We start from the raw sequence: 17,628 nt of genomic DNA, 5'->3' as shown, positions 1-17,628 counted from the left end.
CAAGGCTATCCCCGCGCCGGCCCGTGCCCGACGCGGGACACGGCGCGGTCGAGCAGTGGCGCCACCAGCTCGCCGTGGGTGAGCGGCACCATGTGTCCCCCGCGCGGCAGCGTCACCACCGCGCCGTACGACGCCAGGCGGGCCAGCGCGGCGCCCCACTCCTCCGGGCAGATCGCGTCGTGCCGGCCGCGCACGACCAGCACCGGGCCCGACCAGTCGGCCAGCAGCCGCTCGATCGGGTCGCGGCGTGCCACGTCCATCGCGCGGCGCATCGTGCGGAGCGTGGTGCGCCGGTACTGCCGCACCAGCGTCGGCACCTGTCGCGGCGTCTCGTGGGCCGCGGTGCGCAGCCACCGGCCGGCAAGATCCGGCCAGGAGGCCGCGCGCGGGTCGGTCGTCGGGCCCACCAGCACCAGTCCCCTGGTGCGACGCGGGGCCAGCGCGGCGGCGTGCGCGACCACCTGGCAGCTGGCCGAGTGCCCCACCAGCACGAGGTCACCGTCGACGCGACCGTCGAGCTCGTCGAGGAGCCGTCGGGCCAGGGCCTGCGGGTGCAGGTCGTCGTGGTCGTAGGGGCGCCCGTAGCCCGGCAGGCGGTGCACCACCGACCGGGCGTCGTACCTCGTGTGGCGCAGGGTGGGCGCCCAGGCCTCGGGGCCGAGGCCGAGGCCGGGCACCAGCACGACCGTCGGGACGCTCAGGGCTTCAGCACGACCTTCGTGCACTCGTCCTGCTTGTGCTTGAAGATGTCGTAGGCGTGCGGAGCGTCCTCGAGCGGCAGCCGGTGGCTGATGATGTAGGTCGGGTCGATCTCGCCGGCGCGGATCCGGTCCAGCAGCGGCCGCAGGTAGCGGTGGACGTGGCACTGCCCGGTCCTGATGGTGAGCGACCGGTTCATCACCGACCCCATGGGGAACTTGTCGATGAACCCGCCGAAGACGCCCAGCACCGAGACGGTGCCGCCGTTGGCGCAGGCGAGGATCGCCTCGCGCAGCGCCTGGGGTCGCCCGGTCTGCGACTTCACCAGCTGCTTGGCCTTGTCGTAGGCGTGGATCGGTGAGAAGTCGGCGTGTGACTCCATGCCGACCGCCTCGATGCAGTGGTCGGGGCCGCGGCCGGCCGTCAGCTCGCGAAGCTCCTCCAGCACCGAGGTCTCCTCGTAGTTGAGGACGTCGGCGCCGGCCCTCTCCTTGGCCAGCGCGAGCCGCTCGGGGACCCGGTCGATCACGATGACCCGGGAGGCGCCGAGGAGCCGGGCGCTGATCGCGGCGAACTGGCCGACCGGACCGGCACCCCACACCGCCACCACGTCCCCGGGCGCGATGTCGCACATCTCGGCGCCCATGTAGCCGGTGGGCAGGACGTCGGTGAGGAAGAGCACCTGCTCGTCGGTGAGGTCGTCCTCGATCTTCATCGGGCCCACGTCGGCGAACGGCACCCGGGCGTACTCCGCCTGCCCGCCGGGATAGCCGCCGAGGAGGTGGGAGTAGCCGAAGATCCCCGCCGGGGAGTGGCCCATCAGCTTCTCGGCGAGCCCCGCGTTGGGGTTGGAGTTCTCGCACAGCGACCACAGCTCGCGCTCGCAGGCCCGGCAGGCGCCGCAGGCGATGGGGAACGGTACGACGACCCGGTCGCCCGGAGCGAGGTTGCCCACCCCCCGGCCCACCTCGACGACCTCGCCCATGAACTCGTGCCCGAGGATGTCGCCCGGCATCACCTCCGGCACGTAGCCGTCGTAGAGGTGCAGGTCCGAGCCGCAGACTGCGGTGCTGGTGACCCGGATGATCGCGTCGCGGTCGTTGAGGATCTGGGGGTCCGGCACGTCGTGGACGCCGACCTTCGTGGGCGCCTCCCACACCACGGCCCTCATCGGCCGCCTCCCATCGGCGCGGCGGGTCGCTGCACCGCCTGGTGCCGGGCGTCGGTGCCCTGGGGCAGGCCCTCGGTGCGGACCAGGTCACCGGTCTCGAGCACCTGCTTGAGGCGGCGCAGGTCGTCGCGGACCTGCTGCACCGGCTCCTCGCCGAGCAGCCGGGCGACCGCGCGCCCCACCCGCCCGCCGGGAACGTCGTAGTGCAGCACCACCTTCACCTCGGTGCTGCGGCCGTCGGGGGTGTGCCCGAAGTGGACGGTGCCGGCGTTGGCCACGTCGGCGCCCGGGAGGGACTTCCAGGCGATCCGGCGGCCCGGCTCCTCGCTGGTCAGCTCCGCCTCCCACTCGACGCTGCGGCGGCGCAGCGGCGCGTTGGCGCGCCAGCGGGAGCGGCCGCCGCCGAGGTCGTCGACCGACTGGAGGTGGAGCATGAAGCGCGGCAGGTTCTCCAGGTCGCGCCAGAAGGCGTAGACCTCGTCCGGGCTGCGGTTGACAGTGACGGACGCCGTGAGCTCCAGCGGGCCGGGCCGGTCGCCGCCGTGCTGCGCCCGGAGGGTGCGGCGGGCGGCGTACAGGTCGGCCAGCGTGATGCCGCCGACGACCGCGAGGGCGGTCATCGCCCGGGCACGTCGGTCGCCGCTTCGCGCGCGGGCGGCCCTGCCCAGCATCGCCAGGTCGAGCGCGTCGCCGGCGACGCGGGTCCAGACGGTGCCGGTGGGGCCGGCCAGCAGCAGCGCGCCGTGGAGCAGCTCCCGGGCGCCGACCGCCCGGACGGCCGTCTCGGCGAGCGGGTCGTCGTCGACTCCCACGGCGCGGGCGACCGCCGCGGGTCGGGCGAGCGGCGCGGCGGCGAGCGCGAGGCTGGTCCAGCCGAGCGCGGAGACCAGCCTTCGGGTGTGGCTCTCGGGTGTGTTCATGGTCCGTCCTCGGTCGGGGACCTCAGCGGTACCCCGACCGGCGGCGGTGATCCCGCCCGATCAGACGTGCGGCATGACCTCCGCCGCGACCAGCCGCAGGTGGTCGAGGTCGGACAGGTCGAGCACCTGGAGGTAGACCCGCTGGGCGCCGAGGGCCTCGTAGCGCCTGATCTTGTCGACCACCTCGTCCGGCGTCCCGGCGAGCCCGTTGGCACGCAGCTCGTCGACCTCGCGGCCGATGGCCTCGGCGCGCCGGGCGATCTCGGCCTCGTCCTGGCCGACGCACAGGACCAGCGCGTTCGACCAGGTGAGGGTGGCCGGGTCCCGCCCGATCCGCTCGGCGGCCTCGCGCACCCGCCGGAACTGGGCCTCGGTCGTCTCCTCGTCGACGAAGGGCAGGTTGAACTCGTCGGCGTACGCCGCGGCGAGGGCCGGCGTCTTCTTCTTGCCCAGCCCGCCGACCAGGATCGGCGGACCGCCCCGCAGGCCGGTGGACTGCGCCGGCTTCGGCAGGGCCGGCGAGTCGGTGAGCTGGTAGTGGGCGCCGGAGAAGTCGTAGCGCTCCCCCGTCGGCGTCGCCCAGATCCCGGTGATCAGCTCCAGCTGCTCGGCGTAGCGCTCGAACCGCTCCTTGGTGTCCGGGAACGGGATGCCGTAGGCGGTGTGCTCCTGGGTGAACCACCCGGCGCCGATGCCGAGCTCGACCCGGCCGCCGCTCATCTGGTCCACCTGCGCCACCTGGATCGCGAGGACGCCGGGGTGGCGGAAGGTCGCGCTCGTCATCAGCGTCCCGAGCCGGATCCGGCTGGTGTCGCGCGCCAGCCCGGCGAGCGTCGTCCAGGCGTCGGTCGAGCCGGGCAGGCCGTCGCCGCTCATGTGCAGGTAGTGGTCGCTGCGGAAGAACGCACCGAAGCCCAGCTCCTCGGCCGTGCGGGCCACGGCCAGCAGGTCGTCGTACGTCGCGCCCTGCTGGGGCTCGGTGAAGACACGGAGTTCGACAGTCATGCCGCCAGCCTGCCAGCCGGCGCGAACTAGGCGCCGCCGCAGGCGAAGACCCGCTCCCACCACACGATGTCGAAGCCCTCGTGCGGTTCGCGGCGCACCTCCCGCCACCGCTTGGGGCTGAACGCCGGATAGAACGTGTCGCCCTCGGGCGAGAGATGCACCTCGCTGATCACCTGCACGTCGGCGTACGGCATCGCGGCGTCGTAGACCGCTGCACCGCCGCCGATCATCACCTCCACGCCGGGACGGTCGCCGATCAGCGTGTCGGCCAGCTCGAGCGCCTCGGCGATGGTGTGGGCGACGTGCACGCCGTCGTCGGACCAGTCGGCGCGGGTGGTCAGCACGATCGTCTCGCGGCCGGGCAGGGCCCTGCCGATCCCCTCATGCGTGGTGCGACCGAGCACGAGCACGTGCCCGATCGTGGTGCGCTTGAAGTGCGCGAAGTCCTCGGGCAGGTGCCAGGGGATCCCGCGCTCGGCGCCGATGACGCCGTTGCGCGCCACCGCCGCCACCATGGTGACGCGCTTGCCTGCAGGGGTCATCCGCTAGACCGCGATGGGGGCCTTGATGCCCGGGTGCGGGTCGTAGCCCTCGATCCGGATGTCGTCGAGGTCGAACGCGTCCAGCTCGGTGACCTCGGGGTTGAGCCACAGGGTCGGCAGCGGCCGAGGCTCCCGGGTCAGCTGCAGCCGGGCCTGCTCGAGGTGGTTGGAGTAGAGGTGGGCGTCACCGAGGGTGTGCACGAGCTCGCCGACCCGCAGTCCCGTGACGTGGGCGACCATGTGGGTGAGCAGGGCGTACGACGCGATGTTGAACGGCACCCCGAGGAACACGTCGCCCGAGCGCTGGTAGAGCTGGCAGCTGAGCCGGCCGGGGCCGCCGTCGGGGTCGGGGGCGACGTAGAACTGGAAGAGGGTGTGGCAGGGCGCGAGCGCCATCTGCGGGATGTCGGCGACGTTCCAGGCCGACACGATGTGGCGCCGGCTGTCGGGGTCGCTCCGGATCTGCTCGACGACCTGCTTGACCTGGTCGACGTGGCCGCCGTCGGGCGTCGGCCAGGAGCGCCACTGGTAGCCGTAGACCGGACCGAGGTCGCCGTTGGCGTCGGCCCACTCGTCCCAGATGGTGATGCCGCGGTCCTGCAGCCACTTCACGTTGGTGTCGCCGCGGAGGAACCAGAGCAGCTCGCCGAACACCGAGCGCGTGTGCACCTTCTTCGTCGTGACCAGCGGGAAGCCCGCGGCCAGGTCGAAGCGCATCTGGTGGCCGAACACGCTGAGCGTGCCGGTGCCGGTGCGGTCGCCCTTCTCCACGCCCTCGTCGAGGATCCGCTGCATCAGGTCGAGGTAGGGCCGCACGTGGACAGCCTAGTTGCCCTCGGCCGGCGAGCACGGGAGCGCTCGCCGTGCGTCAGAGGCCGACGGTCCCCGCCACCGTGGTCAGGGTCCGGCCGCCGACCCAGATCACGCCGTCATCGGCGGTCTCGACGTGGACGCGGCCCCGGCGGCCAAGCACGGTGCCCTGCGCGGCGACGTACGACGGCGGGAGCACGCGGCCGGCGAGCCACTGCGCGAGCGAGGCGTTGAGCGAGCCGGTCACCGGATCCTCGGCGAGCCCCATCGAGGGCTGGCAGAAGGCCCTGACCTCGACCTCGCACTCCGATCCCTCGGGGTGCGGTCCGACCACGCCGACGTCGGAGGGAAGCCGCGCGAAGTCGGGCCGCAGCGCGAGCACCTCCTCGGCAGTGCGCAGCCGGACACCGACCCAGCCGGGTCCGTTGTCGACCCACTGCGTCTCCACGACGTCGCCCACCGCGAGGCCGAGCGCGGCCACGATCTCGTCCACGAGCGTGGGGTCCACCGGCCCGGAGCGCACCAGCCGCGGGGCGGCGAAGGCCAGCCGTCCGCTCGTACGACGCACCGGGACCAGCCCGAGGCCGCACTCCTGCACCAGCTGCTCGCCGGCCGGCACACCACCCGCCTCCAGCCAGGCGTGGGCGGAGCCGAGCGTCGGGTGGCCGGCGAACGGGAGCTCGCCGCCCGGGGTGAAGATCCGCAGGCGGTAGTCGGCGGCCGGGTCCGTCGGCTGGAGCAGGAAGGTGGTCTCGCTGAGGTTGGTCCAGCGGGCGAACGCCTGCATCTGGTCGTCGGCGATCCCGTCGGCGTCGTGGACGACGGCGACGGGGTTGCCGAGCAGGGGGTGGTCGCTGAAGACGTCGACCTGGCGGAAGGGGCGCATCGGGCGGCGCTCAGGCGGAGAGCTTCATCGGCCCGTAGACCTCGCGCTCGAGCTCGAACAGCGTCACCTGCGCGACGCCGAGCTCGAGCAGCTCGGGCCAGGTCTCACCGATCCACGACTCGGCGTCGCCCTGGTTGGCGAAGCGCTGGTCGCCGTACTCCTCGGCGGCGTCGCCGCTGAGCCCGACCTCCTCGCCGGTGGCGCTCTCCAGCCGCCACCACCAGGGGCGCTCGGCGGGCGTGGGCGGGCGGAACACGGCAGGGGGCTCGGGGAGGTTCATCTCACGACTCTCGCACGGAGGGCTGCACGAACGGCGGCTTGGTGACCTGGAAGACCTCGGGCCGGCCGCGGACGTCGACGGTGACCTCGGCTCCGTCGTCCACGGCGGTCGCGACGAGGGCGAGTGCGATCCCCTTGCGCAACGTGGGCGAGAACGTGCCGGAGGTGACCTCGCCGAGCGGGACGTCGCGCAGGAGGCGGACACTCATGTGGGGACGCGGGATCGCACGGCCGGTCGAGACCAGGCCGACGAGCTTGCGGCGCGGGCCGGCCTCGCGCTCGGCGAGCAGCCGGTCGCGCCCCCAGAACCGCTCCTTCTTCCAGCCGACCGCCCACCCGAGGCGGGCCTCGTTGGGGGTGATGTCCGGGGAGATGTCCTGGCCGTGCAGGGGGTAGCCCATCTCGGTGCGAAGGGTGTCGCGGGCACCGAGCCCGCACGGCACGAGACCGTGCTCCTGGCCGGCCTCCACCAGCCGGTCCCACAGCGGGGCGGCGACCTCCACCGGCGCGATCAGCTCGTAGCCACGCTCCCCGGTGTAGCCGGTGCGGCAGACGATCACCGCCGCCCCCTCGAAGGTCTCCTCCACGAAGCTCAGGTAGTCGTGTCCCACGGGCATCCCGATCGCCGCGAGCACCTCGTCGGCCCGGGGGCCCTGCACGGCGAGCACCACGTAGTCGCGGTGGTGGTCGACGACCTCGATCCCGTCGGGTGCGGCCTCCGCGAGCCGCCGGTGCACCTCGGCGTTGTTGGAGGCGTTGGGGACCAGCAGCACGTCGTCGTCGGCGCGGTAGTAGCTGAAGACGTCGTCGACGATGCCGCCGGTCGCGTCGTCGACCACGAGGGTGTACTGCGCCCGGCCGGGCCCGATCCGCCGCAGGTCGTTGCTCAGGGTCTGGTTGAGGAAGTCCGCCGAGCCCGGTCCGCGGACGACCAGCTTGCCGAGATGGCTGACGTCGAACAGGCCGGCGGCGCCGCGCACGGCGGTGTGCTCCTTCACGACACCGGTGGGGTACTCCAGCGGCATCGACCAGCCACCGAACTCCGAGAACTTCGCGCCCAGCGCCTCGTGGCGGTCGTGGAGCGGCGAGCGGATCGAGGTGGGGGCGGAGCCCGTCGCGTCAGCCATGAGCCGGAATCTATTGCATCTACCGCTCGGTAGGCTGCGCCGGTGACCTCCTTCGCCCTCCGCAACGCCAGCCCTGCGAAGACCCGAGCGGAGGCGGTCGTCGTCGGCGTCCTCCCCGACGGCGGGCTGGCACCGGGCGGCGAGGACGTGGCCGCCGCCTACGGCCGCAAGCTCTCCGGGCTGCTGGCCACGGTCGGCGCCAAGGGCAAGCCCGGCGAGGTGACGAAGGTCCCGACGGCCGGGGTGATCGCCTCTCCGCTGCTCGTGCTCGTCGGCCTGGGCTCCGAGCCGGGCGCCGCCGACCTGCGCCGGGCCGCCGGCAACGCCGCGCGTGCGGTGACCAACGCGGCGTCCGTGGCCCTCGCCCTCCCCGCGGACAGCCCCGACCTGGTGCGCGCGGTGCTGGAGGGGTACCGGCTCGGCGGCTACTCGTTCACCGGCTACAAGAGCAAGCCCCCGCCGACCACCACACCGGCCGAGGTCGTGGTGCTCACCCCGGGGGCTCGGCGCGCCGAGTTCACCGCGGCGCTGGAGGAGACCCACGTCGTGGTGGACGCCGTCGTCGCGGCTCGCGACTGGGTGAACACGCCGCCCGCCGACCTCACCCCGCCCGCCTTCGCCGACTCCATCGCGGCCGCGGCCAAGGCGGCCAACAAGGCGCTGCCCGGCGGCACCGCCAAGGTGAAGGTGGAGATCCTCGACGAGGTGCGGCTCGCCGAGCTCGGCTGTGGTGGCGTGCTGGCCGTCGGCGCCGCCTCCGCCGCGCCGCCTCGCATCGTCGAGCTCTCCTACAAGCCCAAGCACGCCGTCGGTCACGTCGCCCTGGTCGGGAAGGGCATCACCTTCGACTCCGGCGGGCTGACCATCAAGCCCGCAAGCAGCATGACCACCATGAAGGAGGACATGGCCGGCGCCGCCGCCGTCGTGCAGGCCACCCTCGCCGCCGCGCGGCTCGGGCTGCCGGTGCAGGTCACTGCCTTCGCCTCGCTCGCCGAGAACATGGTCGGCGCCGCGTCGATGCGCCCGGGCGACGTGCTGACGACCTACGGCGGCACCACCGTCGAGGTCAGCAACACCGACGCTGAGGGGCGCCTGGCCCTCGCCGACGCCCTCGGCCTGGCGGTCGAGCGGAGGCCCGACGCCATCGTCGACATCGCGACGCTGACCGGGCACATGGTGCTCGCGCTCGGCGACCGGCTCGCGGGCGTGATGGGCGACGACGCCGTGGTCGCCGAGCTCCTCGCCGCCGCCGATGCCGCGGGCGAGGACGCCTGGCCGATGCCGATCCCCGACTACATGGACTCCCGGATCCACAGCAGCACCATCGCCGACCTCGCCCAGCACGACTGGATCCGGTGGGGAGGCGGCCTGTTCGCCGCCGCGTTCCTGCGTGAGTTCACCGGCGGTCTCCCCTGGGCGCACCTCGACATCGCCGGCCCGACGTTCAACAAGGGCGGCCCGAGCGGGCACTGGCCCTCGGGCGCGACCGGCTACGGCGTCGCCACCCTCGTCGAGTGGCTCCGGGCGCAGTCGGTCAGGGCTGCTGCCGCTTCTTCTGAGCCTGCCTGACCCGGGAGTTGTAGTCGCGCATCCGCTGCGGGATGCCGACCACCGCGGCGTCGTACGACGGCACCTGGTGGGTGTTGCAGAAGTCGTGCGCCCACTTCACCGACGGCACGCGGCGACGGGTCCACTCCCCGTCGTGGGCGACGAGCAGCAGGGTCACCTCGCTCACCGCGGTGCGCGGCTCGACGAAGCCCTCGACGCCGCGGCGGGCCTGGAGCCACTCACGCAGGTGCTGCTCGTCGACCCGGTCGGCTGCCCGGACGCGGGTCGATCCGGTGCGCGCTGCGTCCTTGGCAGGGCCGCTCATCCGCACCCGCGGGCGACGCCGGAACCGGTCCAACCAACTCATGGCCGACAGTGTGCCCGATCGCCGGGAGGTCGTTGCCGCGTTTGTCCAGCGGGGTGCAAGTATTGGGCCATGGCGACCGAAGTCACTCTCCCCGCGCTCGGCGAGTCCGTCACCGAGGGCACCGTCACCCGATGGCTCAAGCAGGTCGGCGACCAGATCGCGGTGGACGAGCCGCTCCTGGAGGTCTCCACCGACAAGGTGGACACCGAGATCCCGTCCCCGGTCGGCGGGACGCTGCTGGAGATCAAGGCCAACGAGGACGACACCGTCGAGGTCGGCGCGGTGCTGGCGGTCGTGGGTGACGAGGGCGAGTCGAGCGGTGACGCCGGCGAGACGGCGACGCCGGAGGCGCAGCCCGCCGACGAGGGCGAGGCGGAGAAGAAGGCCGAGCAGGAGGAGCAGATCGCCGCGGAGAAGGGCGACCTCCCCGCCGGCGACGAGACACCGGAGGCCGAGAAGCAGCCGGCCGCCTCGGGCGACTCCGGGGACTCGGGTGCCTCCGCTGAGTCGGGCGGGTCGGGGGGATTCGGGGGCTCGGGCGGGTCCGGCAGCAGCACGCCCGTCACCCTTCCGGCGCTGGGTGAGTCGGTCACCGAGGGCACCGTCACGCGCTGGCTGAAGAGCGTCGGCGACGAGGTCGCCGTCGACGAGCCGCTGCTCGAGGTCTCCACCGACAAGGTCGACACCGAGATCCCCTCGCCGGTCGCCGGCACCCTGCTGGAGATCAAGGCCGAGGAGGACGAGACGGTCGAGGTCGGCGCCGAGCTGGCCGTCATCGGCTCCGGTCAGCCGGCTCAGCAGGAGGCACCGAAGCAGGAGCAGCCCCAGCAGGAGCAGCCGAAGCAAGAGGCGCCGAAGCAGAAGGAGCAGCCGGAGCAGGAGGCGCCGAAGCAGCAGGAGCAGCCGGCGGAGCCCCCGCAGCAACAGCAGCAGGACGAGCGGCAGGCGCCGCCCGCATCCGCCCCCGAGGCCTCCGCGCCCGCGGCTCCGGAGCAGCAGTCGAGCGAGCAGTCGTCGGGCGCCTCCGGGTCGTCGGGATCCTCGAGCGACGGTCCGGGCTACGTGACCCCGCTGGTCCGCAAGCTCGCGTCGCAGCACGGCGTGGACCTCGCCCAGGTGCAGGGCTCCGGTGTGGGCGGCCGGATCCGCAAGCAGGACGTGCTCGACGCCGCCTCCGCCCAGAAGGCCTCCGCGTCCTCGACGCCGGCCGCGTCGGGTGGGCAGGCGTCCGCCGCCTCCGGCGGCTCGGCCGCCGCAGCGCCGTCCTCGAGCCCCTCGCCGCTGCGCGGCCAGACGGTCCCGCTGAGCAGGCTGCGCAAGATCATCGCCCAGCGGATGGTCGAGTCGCTGCAGGTCTCCGCCCAGCTGACGCAGGTCGTCGAGGTCGACGTGACCAACGTGGCGCGCCTGCGCGAGAGCGTGAAGGAGGAGTTCGCCGCCCGCGAGGGCGTCAAGCTCTCCTACCTCCCGTTCTTCGCCAAGGCGGCGATCGACGCGCTCAAGTCGCACCCTGCGCTCAACGCGACGATCGACACGGAGAAGGGCGAGGTCACCTACTACGACCGCGAGAACGTCGCGTTCGCGGTGGACACCGAGAAGGGCCTGCTGACGCCGGTCGTCAAGGACGCCGGCGACCTGTCGGTCTCCGGGCTGGCGAAGAAGATCGCGGACGTCGCACAGCGCACGCGCACCAACAAGATCGGTCCCGACGAGCTGTCCGGGGGCACGTTCACGATCACCAACCTCGGCAGCGTCGGCGCGCTGTGGGACACCCCGATCATCAACCAGCCGCAGGTCGCGATCCTCGGCCCCGGCGCCGTGGTGAAGCGGCCCGTGGTGATCGACGACCCCGACCTCGGCGAGACGATCGCCGTGCGGCACATGGTCCACCTCGCGCTGACCTACGACCACCGCCTCGTCGACGGCGCGGACGCCGGGCGCTTCCTGCAGGACGTGAAGAGGCGGCTCGAGGCTGCCCAGTTCGAGGTCTGACGCAGCGGTCGGTGCGTCACCGGCACGGTGGCAGGCTGTCGACGTGGCCAGCCTCAACGTCGTCGTCGCCGGGTCCTCGGGCTTCCTCGGTCGCCACCTGTGCGCCGAGCTGGAGCGCCGGGGCCACCGGCTGACCCGGTTGGTCCGGCGTCCGCCCCGCGGCCCGGACGAGTCTGCCTGGGACCCGCAGAGCGGAGTGGTCGACCGGCGCGTCGTCGCAGCCGCGGACGTGGTGGTCAACCTCGGCGGCTCCCCGCTCGTCGGCAACCCCCACTCCAGGCGGTGGGCCGACGACGTCGGGGCGAGCCGGGTCGCCACGACGAGCACGTTGGCGGCGGCCGTCGCCGCGGCCGGAGGCACGCCGGCCCTGGTCAACGCCTCCGGCGTTAGCTGGTACGGCGACCACGGGCCGGTCGAGCTCACCGAGGCGAGCGACACGCGGGGCCATGCGCTGCTGACCCGGGTCTGCCGGGAGTGGGAGGCCGCGACCGGGCCGGCGCACGACGCCGGGGCGCGCGTGGTGCTGCTGCGCACCGCCCCGGTGCAGGACCGGACGGGTCCGCCGCTCCAGCAGCAGCGCGTGCTGTTCAAGGCGGGCCTGGGCGGGCGGCTCGGCAGCGGCCGGCAGCACTATCCGGTCGTGTCGCTGCGCGACTGGGTCGGCGCGGTCGCGTTCCTCGTCGAGCACGCCGAGGCGAGCGGGCCGGTCAACGTCTGCGCGCCCCGCACGCCCACCAACGCGGAGTTCACCGCCGCCCTGGCGCGACTGGTCCACCGGCCGGCCCTTCTCGCCGTGCCGTCGCCGGTGCTGCGCGTCGCGGCGGGACCGATGGCCCCCGAGGTCCTCGGCTCGCTGAACCTCCGCCCGGCGCGGTTGCTCGAGCTCGGCTACGGGTTCGCCGACCCCGACGTCGACGCGGTGCTGTCGGCCGGGCTCTCCGCCGCGCGGCCGACCTCCTGAGCCGACGCGAGCAGCCACCGCGGTCCCACGCGGTGGAACTCCAGCCGGCGCGTCGTCGGGGCGTCGCGCGGCAGCCTGCGTGCCGCGCGGCCGCGGGTGGCGACGGCGAGCGCGTCGGCCACCCGGTCGGTCACGACCAGCACGAGCCGGCGCGCCGTGCGGCTCCGCAGCTCGACGGCGAGCACCTGCATGGTCAGCCGCTCGACGCGCAGGCCCCGCTCCCGCCAGGCGCGGAGCATCGCGACGTCGCGCTCCCCCGCCGCCGACCCGGGCACGTAGAGCCGCCGCAGCGCATCGGGGTCGCCCGCCGCCCAGGCCCGCGCCCGGGCCCGGTCCCAGTCGCGGAGCACGGCGAGCGAGCCGACGGCGCGGGTCACCGGCACCGCCTGCGCCCCCGGCGCCACCACCGCCGCGGTCGCCGGGCCGGAGCCGCCCTCGCCGGAGGGTGCCGTGGACCGCAGCACCGCCGCCGTCACCGCCGCCGCCACGGCGAGCACGACGACGCCGGTGCCGGCGAGGAGCGCCGTACTGCCGCGGCGGCTGGACGAGGTCGGCATGCCTCGTTCCTACCCGCGTCGGGACGCCCGCGCATCCGCTCCTCCACAGGCCCCGGAGTACCCTCGACGTCGTGACCGCGCAGCCGTCCGCCCCCCACCGGCCCCCACGCCGGCTCGACTTCCGCGAGGCCGGGCTCGGCCGCGACGCGATCGACTACCTCGCCGCGTGGGAGCTGCAGCGACAGGTGCACGCGCAGGTCGCCACCGGCGACCTCCCGGACACGGTGCTGCTGCTCGAGCACCCCCCGGTGTTCACCGCCGGCAAGCGCACGCTCCCCCACGAGCGGCCCGTCGACACCGCCGGAGCCGCGGTGATCGATGTCGACCGCGGCGGCAAGATCACCTTCCACGGTCCCGGCCAGCTGGTCGGCTACCCGATCGTCCGGCTGCCCGACCACGTCAAGGTGGTCGACTACGTCCGGCGGGTGGAGGAGGCGCTGATCGGGGTCTGCGCCGACTTCGGCGTCACGACGGCGCGGGTCCCCGGCCGCAGCGGCGTCTGGCTGCGCGCCGACGCCCGCGGCCCCGAGCGCAAGATCGCAGCGCTCGGCATCCGGGTGAGCCAGGGCGTCACCATGCACGGCTTCGCTCTCAACTGCGACGTCGACCTCGGCTGGTACGACCGCTTCGTCCCCTGCGGCATCGCCGACGCCGGCGTGACCTCCCTCAGCCGGGAGCTCGGTCGCGACGTCGCGGTGACCGAGGTCCTCGACGCCGTACGACGCCACCTCGCCGACCTGCTCGCCTGGGCGCCGTACGAGGCGACGCCCGACTACGACCCGCGGCCGGACCCGGCGCGTGCGGGTGCCGCCGGTGCCTCCGTGCCCGTGCTCAGCTACGCCCCGCGCAGCCCTGCCGGCTGAGGGCGCCGGCGGACGAAGCCGCTGCAGGCCCCGGGAGTAGGCTGAACGGGTGAGCGCACCCGCCCCCGCCCCCAACCCGGACGGACGCAAGCTCCTCCGTCTGGAGGTCCGCAACTCGGAGACCCCGATCGAGCGGAAGCCGTCCTGGATCAAGACCCGGGCCAAGATGGGCCCGGAGTACACCGCCCTGCAGAAGCTGGTGAAGTCCGAGGGACTCCACACGGTCTGCCAGGAGGCCGGCTGTCCCAACATCTTCGAGTGCTGGGAGGACCGCGAGGCCACCTTCCTCATCGGCGGCGACCAGTGCACCCGCCGCTGCGACTTCTGCCAGATCGACACCGGCAAGCCGCAGCCGCTGGACCGTGACGAGCCGCGCCGGGTCGCGGAGTCGGTGCAGCAGATGGGGCTGCGCTACGCCACCATCACCGGCGTCGCGCGCGACGACCTCGCCGACGGCGGCGCCTGGCTGTACGCCGAGACGGTCCGCGCCATCCACGAGCTCAACCCCGACACGGGCGTGGAGAACCTGATCCCCGACTTCAACGGCCGGCCCGAGCTCCTGGCCGAGGTGTTCGAGTCGCGGCCCGAGGTGCTCGCCCACAACGTCGAGACCGTGCCGCGGATCTTCAAGCGGATCCGGCCGGCGTTCCGCTACGACCGCTCGCTCGACGTCCTCACCCAGGCCCGCGCGTTCGGCCTGGTCACCAAGTCCAACCTGATCCTCGGCATGGGCGAGACCCGCGAGGAGGTCAGCCAGGCGATGCGCGACCTCCACGACGCGGGCTGCGAGCTGCTGACCATCACGCAGTACCTGCGGCCCTCCGTGCGCCACCACCCGGTCGAGCGCTGGGTGAAGCCGGAGGAGTTCGTCGAGCTCGCTGCCGAGGCCGAGGAGATCGGGTTCGCGGGGGTCCTCTCAGGTCCGCTCGTCCGTTCGTCGTACCGCGCCGGTCGGCTGTACCGTCAGGCGATGTCCGCCCGCGAGGCAACCGCGGCGCGGGCCGAAGCAACCGCCTGAGACCGGCCGAGGAGACAGCAGCACCCCATGTCGAACACCCCTCTCGACCCTTCCAAGATGAGCCGGCGGAGGCAGGTCCTCGAGACCTACCGCATGTCCCGGGAGGTCGACCCGGCGATCCGCTGGTGGATGCTGGGCTCCTTCCTGCTCTTCGGCGGCCTCGGCTTCGCGCTCTTCTACTGGGTCCTCCCGGGCGACGGCACCTTCAGCCTGGTCATGGCGATCGTCGGCGCGCTGCTGATCGGCCTCCTCGCAGTGATGATCGTCTTCGGGCGGCGGGCGCAGAAGGCTGCGTTCAACCGGCTGGACGGCCAGGTCGGCGCCGCGGCCCGCGCGCTGACGATGCTGCGGCGCGGCTGGGTGCTGGAGGAGGTCGTCGGGTTCACCAAGCAGCAGGACATGGTGCACCGCCTCGTGGGACCTCCGGGCATCGTGCTCGTCGGCGAGGGCAACCCCGGTCGGCTGCGCCAACTGATGATCAGCGAGCGGCGCAAGCACGAGCGCGTCGCCGGCGACTACCCCGTCCACGAGGTCACCGTCGGCAAGGACGAGGGCCAGGTCCCGCTGCCCAAGCTGGTCAAGCACGTGCAGAAGCTGGGTCGCCAGGTGAAGCCGGCCGAGATCACCGAGATCCGGCAGCGCCTCAAGGCGCTCGACGCCCAGCGCGGCAAGATGCCGCTCCCCAAGGGCCCGATCCCCACCTCGATGAAGGGGATGCGCGGCAACCTGCGCGGCCGCTGAAGCCGGGCTACTTCGCCAGCGTCCGCAGCGTCGCGAAGGTCACCGTCGAGGTCCCCGCGAAGATGTCGTGCAGTCCGCGTCCGTCCGACCGGAACACCAGCGGCGGGATCACCAGCGCGACGAGCACCTGGCGTGCGAACGCCTTGACCGGGCTGAGCCGCCGGAGCCGTCCGTCGGCGGGTACGACGCACAGGCCGGTCAGCAGCTTGCCGACCGACCCGCCGGCGAGCCAGGTGAGCACCGCCGACTCGAGCACGAACACGCCGAGCACCGCCGCCGACGCGGTGGACCCCGGCTCGCCGTACTCCTCGACGCCGACGAACGCCAGCACCGCGAGCGTGCAGACCAGCCAGTCCACGAGGAGCGCGACGAACCGGCGGCCCCAGGATGCGGTCGGGATGGCTTCGCTGGTCACGTCGGCGGGTCCGGGCACCGCTCAAGGGTAGGTGCGCGCGGGGCTGAGACGGCCGCCACCCCTGACCGGCGACCTGTTTACATGGGCGAAACAATTCGGTGATGGGTGGGAAACTGCACCCCGGTTAAGTTGCTGGTGCGGTCGACGCATCGTGGCGTCCGGCGCCGCGACCGATCACCCGGCATCGATCGAAACCGATCGGCAACATCCTGACTGGTGGCTGAGCCGTGGGTCTCAGCCAAGGAGGAACGAATGTTCAACAACAGCGAAGAGCTGCTCAAGTTCATCAAGGACGAGGGTGTCGAGCAGGTCGACGTCCGCTTCTGCGACCTGCCCGGCATCATGCAGCACTTCACCGTGCCGGTGTCGTCGTTCGACCAGTCGGTGTTCGACGACGGCCTGGGCTTCGACGGCTCCTCGATCCGCGGCTTCCAGGCGATCAACGAGTCCGACATGGCGCTCTTCCCGGACCCGACGACCGCCTACGTCGACCCGTTCCGCGTGCAGAAGACGCTGGTCATCAACTTCTTCATCCACGACCCGATCACCGGCGAGCCCTACTCCCGCGACCCCCGCAACATCGCGAAGAAGGCGCTCGCCTACCTCGCCAGCACGGGCATCGCCGACACCGCGTTCTTCGCTCCCGAGGCGGAGTTCTACATCTTCGACTCCGTGCGCTACACGACGAGCGCCAACGAGGGCTTCTACCACATCGACTCCGTCGAGGGCTGGTGGAACTCCGGTGCCGAGGGCGACAACCGCGGCTACAAGACCCGCTTCAAGGGCGGCTACTTCCCCGTGGCGCCGTACGACCACTACGGCGACCTGCGCGACGAGATGGTGAAGAACCTCGAGGCCTGCGGCCTGCAGGTCGAGCGCGCCCACCACGAGGTCGGCACGGCCGGCCAGGCGGAGATCAACTACAAGTTCGACACGCTGCTCCGCGCCGCCGACGACGTGATGAAGTTCAAGTACATCATCAAGAACACGGCGTGGGAGAACAACAAGTCCGTCACCTTCATGCCGAAGCCGATCTTCGGCGACAACGGCTCGGGCATGCACGTGCACCAGTCGCTGTGGAAGGACGGGTCTCCCCTGTTCTACGACGAGACCGGCTACGGCGGGCTCTCCGACATGGCCCGCTGGTACATCGGCGGCATCCTCGAGCACGCTCCGGCCCTGCTGGCCTTCACCAACCCGACGGTGAACTCCTACCACCGCCTGGTGCCCGGCTACGAGGCCCCGATTTCGCTCGTCTACTCCTCGCGCAACCGCTCGGCGTCGGTCCGGATCCCGATCACCGGCACCAACCCGAAGGCCAAGCGCATCGAGACCCGGTTCCCCGACCCCTCGGCGAACCCCTACCTCGCGTTCTCGGCGCTCATGCTCGCCGGCCTCGACGGCATCCAGAACAAGATCGAGCCGGCCGCCCCGATCGACAAGGACATCTACGAGCTCCCGCCGGACGAGATGGCCGAGATCGCCCAGGTCCCCACGTCGCTCGGCGCCGTGCTCGACGCCCTCGAGGCCGACCACGAGTTCCTCACCGCCGGCGACGTCTTCACCCCGGACCTGATCGACACCTGGGTCTCCTACAAGCGGGAGCACGAGATCGCGCCGGTGCAGCTGCGGCCGCATCCGCACGAGTTCGAGCTGTACTACGACATCTGAGCCAGGTCGGACATCTGTCCGAGCTCCAGATCACGGAACAAGAGCGAAGGCCCCGG

General features: G+C 72.7%; 19 protein-coding genes. 7 read left to right on the top strand and 12 right to left on the bottom strand.

Annotation, left to right across the window (positions count from 1 at the left end; translation table 11 throughout):
• Positions 1-5 precede the first annotated feature (5 nt).
• The 9 genes from ACPOLA_RS06280 to gcvT are packed head-to-tail and all read right to left on the bottom strand — an operon-like array spanning position 6 to position 7,439.
• Positions 6-725 carry an alpha/beta fold hydrolase gene (locus ACPOLA_RS06280; RefSeq protein WP_435769548.1) on the bottom strand — a complete coding sequence of 240 codons (720 nt, stop codon included), beginning with the start codon at positions 723-725 and terminating at the stop codon, positions 6-8.
• Positions 698-1,870 carry a zinc-dependent alcohol dehydrogenase gene (locus ACPOLA_RS06275; RefSeq protein ID WP_435769547.1) on the bottom strand — a complete coding sequence of 391 codons (1,173 nt, stop codon included), beginning with the start codon at positions 1,868-1,870 and terminating at the stop codon, positions 698-700. The genes ACPOLA_RS06280 and ACPOLA_RS06275 overlap by 28 nt, the downstream gene beginning before the upstream one ends.
• Complete coding sequence (locus tag ACPOLA_RS06270; protein WP_435769546.1) at positions 1,867-2,790, bottom strand: SRPBCC family protein; 924 nt, start codon at positions 2,788-2,790, stop codon at positions 1,867-1,869. The genes ACPOLA_RS06275 and ACPOLA_RS06270 overlap by 4 nt, the downstream gene beginning before the upstream one ends.
• A gap of 60 nt (positions 2,791-2,850) precedes the next feature.
• The gene (locus ACPOLA_RS06265) at positions 2,851-3,795 is read right to left on the bottom strand and encodes an LLM class F420-dependent oxidoreductase (RefSeq protein WP_435769545.1); all 945 of its coding nucleotides are present in this window, start codon (positions 3,793-3,795) and stop codon (positions 2,851-2,853) included.
• Between the two features lie 26 nt (positions 3,796-3,821).
• On the bottom strand, positions 3,822-4,337 hold the full coding sequence (locus ACPOLA_RS06260) for a dihydrofolate reductase (RefSeq protein ID WP_435769544.1): 516 nt from the start codon (positions 4,335-4,337) through the stop codon (positions 3,822-3,824).
• 3 nt (positions 4,338-4,340) lie between these two features.
• Entirely contained in the window at positions 4,341-5,153 is an 813-nt protein-coding gene (locus ACPOLA_RS06255) for a thymidylate synthase (protein ID WP_435769543.1), read from the bottom strand.
• Between the two features lie 52 nt (positions 5,154-5,205).
• A complete protein-coding gene (locus tag ACPOLA_RS06250; protein ID WP_435769542.1) occupies positions 5,206-6,033 on the bottom strand; it encodes a PhzF family phenazine biosynthesis protein in 828 nt (275 codons plus the stop codon).
• A gap of 10 nt (positions 6,034-6,043) precedes the next feature.
• Complete coding sequence (locus ACPOLA_RS06245) at positions 6,044-6,313, bottom strand: hypothetical protein (protein ID WP_435769541.1); 270 nt, start codon at positions 6,311-6,313, stop codon at positions 6,044-6,046.
• 1 nt (position 6,314) lies between these two features.
• Positions 6,315-7,439 (bottom strand): glycine cleavage system aminomethyltransferase GcvT, encoded by a 1,125-nt coding sequence (gene gcvT / locus ACPOLA_RS06240; RefSeq protein ID WP_435769540.1) that lies wholly within the window; start codon positions 7,437-7,439, stop codon positions 6,315-6,317.
• Positions 7,440-7,481: 42 nt separating this feature from the next.
• Between gcvT and ACPOLA_RS06235 the strand changes: the two genes are divergently transcribed.
• Positions 7,482-9,008 carry a leucyl aminopeptidase gene (locus tag ACPOLA_RS06235; RefSeq protein ID WP_435769539.1) on the top strand — a complete coding sequence of 509 codons (1,527 nt, stop codon included), beginning with the start codon at positions 7,482-7,484 and terminating at the stop codon, positions 9,006-9,008.
• On the opposite strand, the gene ACPOLA_RS06230 is transcribed toward ACPOLA_RS06235, so the two are convergent.
• On the bottom strand, positions 8,974-9,354 hold the full coding sequence (locus ACPOLA_RS06230; RefSeq protein ID WP_435769538.1) for a hypothetical protein: 381 nt from the start codon (positions 9,352-9,354) through the stop codon (positions 8,974-8,976). The two genes, ACPOLA_RS06235 and ACPOLA_RS06230, sit on opposite strands and share 35 nt — an antisense overlap.
• Before the next feature lie 69 nt (positions 9,355-9,423).
• Here ACPOLA_RS06230 and sucB point away from each other — a divergent pair, with 69 nt between their 5' ends.
• Entirely contained in the window at positions 9,424-11,346 is a 1,923-nt protein-coding gene (gene sucB / locus ACPOLA_RS06225; protein ID WP_435769537.1) for a 2-oxoglutarate dehydrogenase, E2 component, dihydrolipoamide succinyltransferase, read from the top strand.
• Between the two features lie 43 nt (positions 11,347-11,389).
• Positions 11,390-12,307: a TIGR01777 family oxidoreductase gene (locus ACPOLA_RS06220; RefSeq protein ID WP_435769536.1), complete on the top strand. Its 918-nt coding sequence runs from the start codon at positions 11,390-11,392 to the stop codon at positions 12,305-12,307.
• Here ACPOLA_RS06220 and ACPOLA_RS06215 read toward each other — a convergent pair.
• Complete coding sequence (locus tag ACPOLA_RS06215; protein ID WP_435769535.1) at positions 12,235-12,864, bottom strand: hypothetical protein; 630 nt, start codon at positions 12,862-12,864, stop codon at positions 12,235-12,237. The two genes, ACPOLA_RS06220 and ACPOLA_RS06215, sit on opposite strands and share 73 nt — an antisense overlap.
• Positions 12,865-12,935: 71 nt before the next feature.
• Here ACPOLA_RS06215 and lipB point away from each other — a divergent pair, with 71 nt between their 5' ends.
• From lipB to ACPOLA_RS06200, 3 genes are read left to right on the top strand one after another with little or no spacing between them, the layout of a single operon-like run.
• A complete protein-coding gene (lipB, locus tag ACPOLA_RS06210; protein WP_435769534.1) occupies positions 12,936-13,727 on the top strand; it encodes a lipoyl(octanoyl) transferase LipB in 792 nt (263 codons plus the stop codon).
• 49 nt (positions 13,728-13,776) lie between these two features.
• On the top strand, positions 13,777-14,745 hold the full coding sequence (gene lipA / locus ACPOLA_RS06205) for a lipoyl synthase (RefSeq protein WP_435769533.1): 969 nt from the start codon (positions 13,777-13,779) through the stop codon (positions 14,743-14,745).
• A 57-nt stretch (positions 14,746-14,802) separates the two neighbouring features.
• Positions 14,803-15,486, top strand: a complete 684-nt coding sequence (locus tag ACPOLA_RS06200) for a DUF4191 domain-containing protein (RefSeq protein WP_435769532.1) — start codon at positions 14,803-14,805, stop codon at positions 15,484-15,486.
• Positions 15,487-15,493: 7 nt separating this feature from the next.
• Here the strand turns inward: ACPOLA_RS06200 and ACPOLA_RS06195 are convergent, their stop codons facing one another.
• The gene (locus ACPOLA_RS06195; RefSeq protein ID WP_435769531.1) at positions 15,494-15,919 is read right to left on the bottom strand and encodes an RDD family protein; all 426 of its coding nucleotides are present in this window, start codon (positions 15,917-15,919) and stop codon (positions 15,494-15,496) included.
• Positions 15,920-16,153: 234 nt separating this feature from the next.
• Between ACPOLA_RS06195 and glnA the strand changes: the two genes are divergently transcribed.
• The gene (gene glnA, locus ACPOLA_RS06190) at positions 16,154-17,572 is read left to right on the top strand and encodes a type I glutamate--ammonia ligase (RefSeq protein ID WP_435769530.1); all 1,419 of its coding nucleotides are present in this window, start codon (positions 16,154-16,156) and stop codon (positions 17,570-17,572) included.
• Positions 17,573-17,628: the final 56 nt, after the last annotated feature.

This window comes from Nocardioides proteolyticus (assembly GCF_051280635.3).
In the GTDB taxonomy this organism is placed as follows: Bacteria; Actinomycetota; Actinomycetes; order Propionibacteriales; family Nocardioidaceae; genus Nocardioides.
The sequence above is the reverse complement of the archived record's forward strand: the minus strand, read 5'-3'. Positions and strand labels throughout refer to the sequence as shown.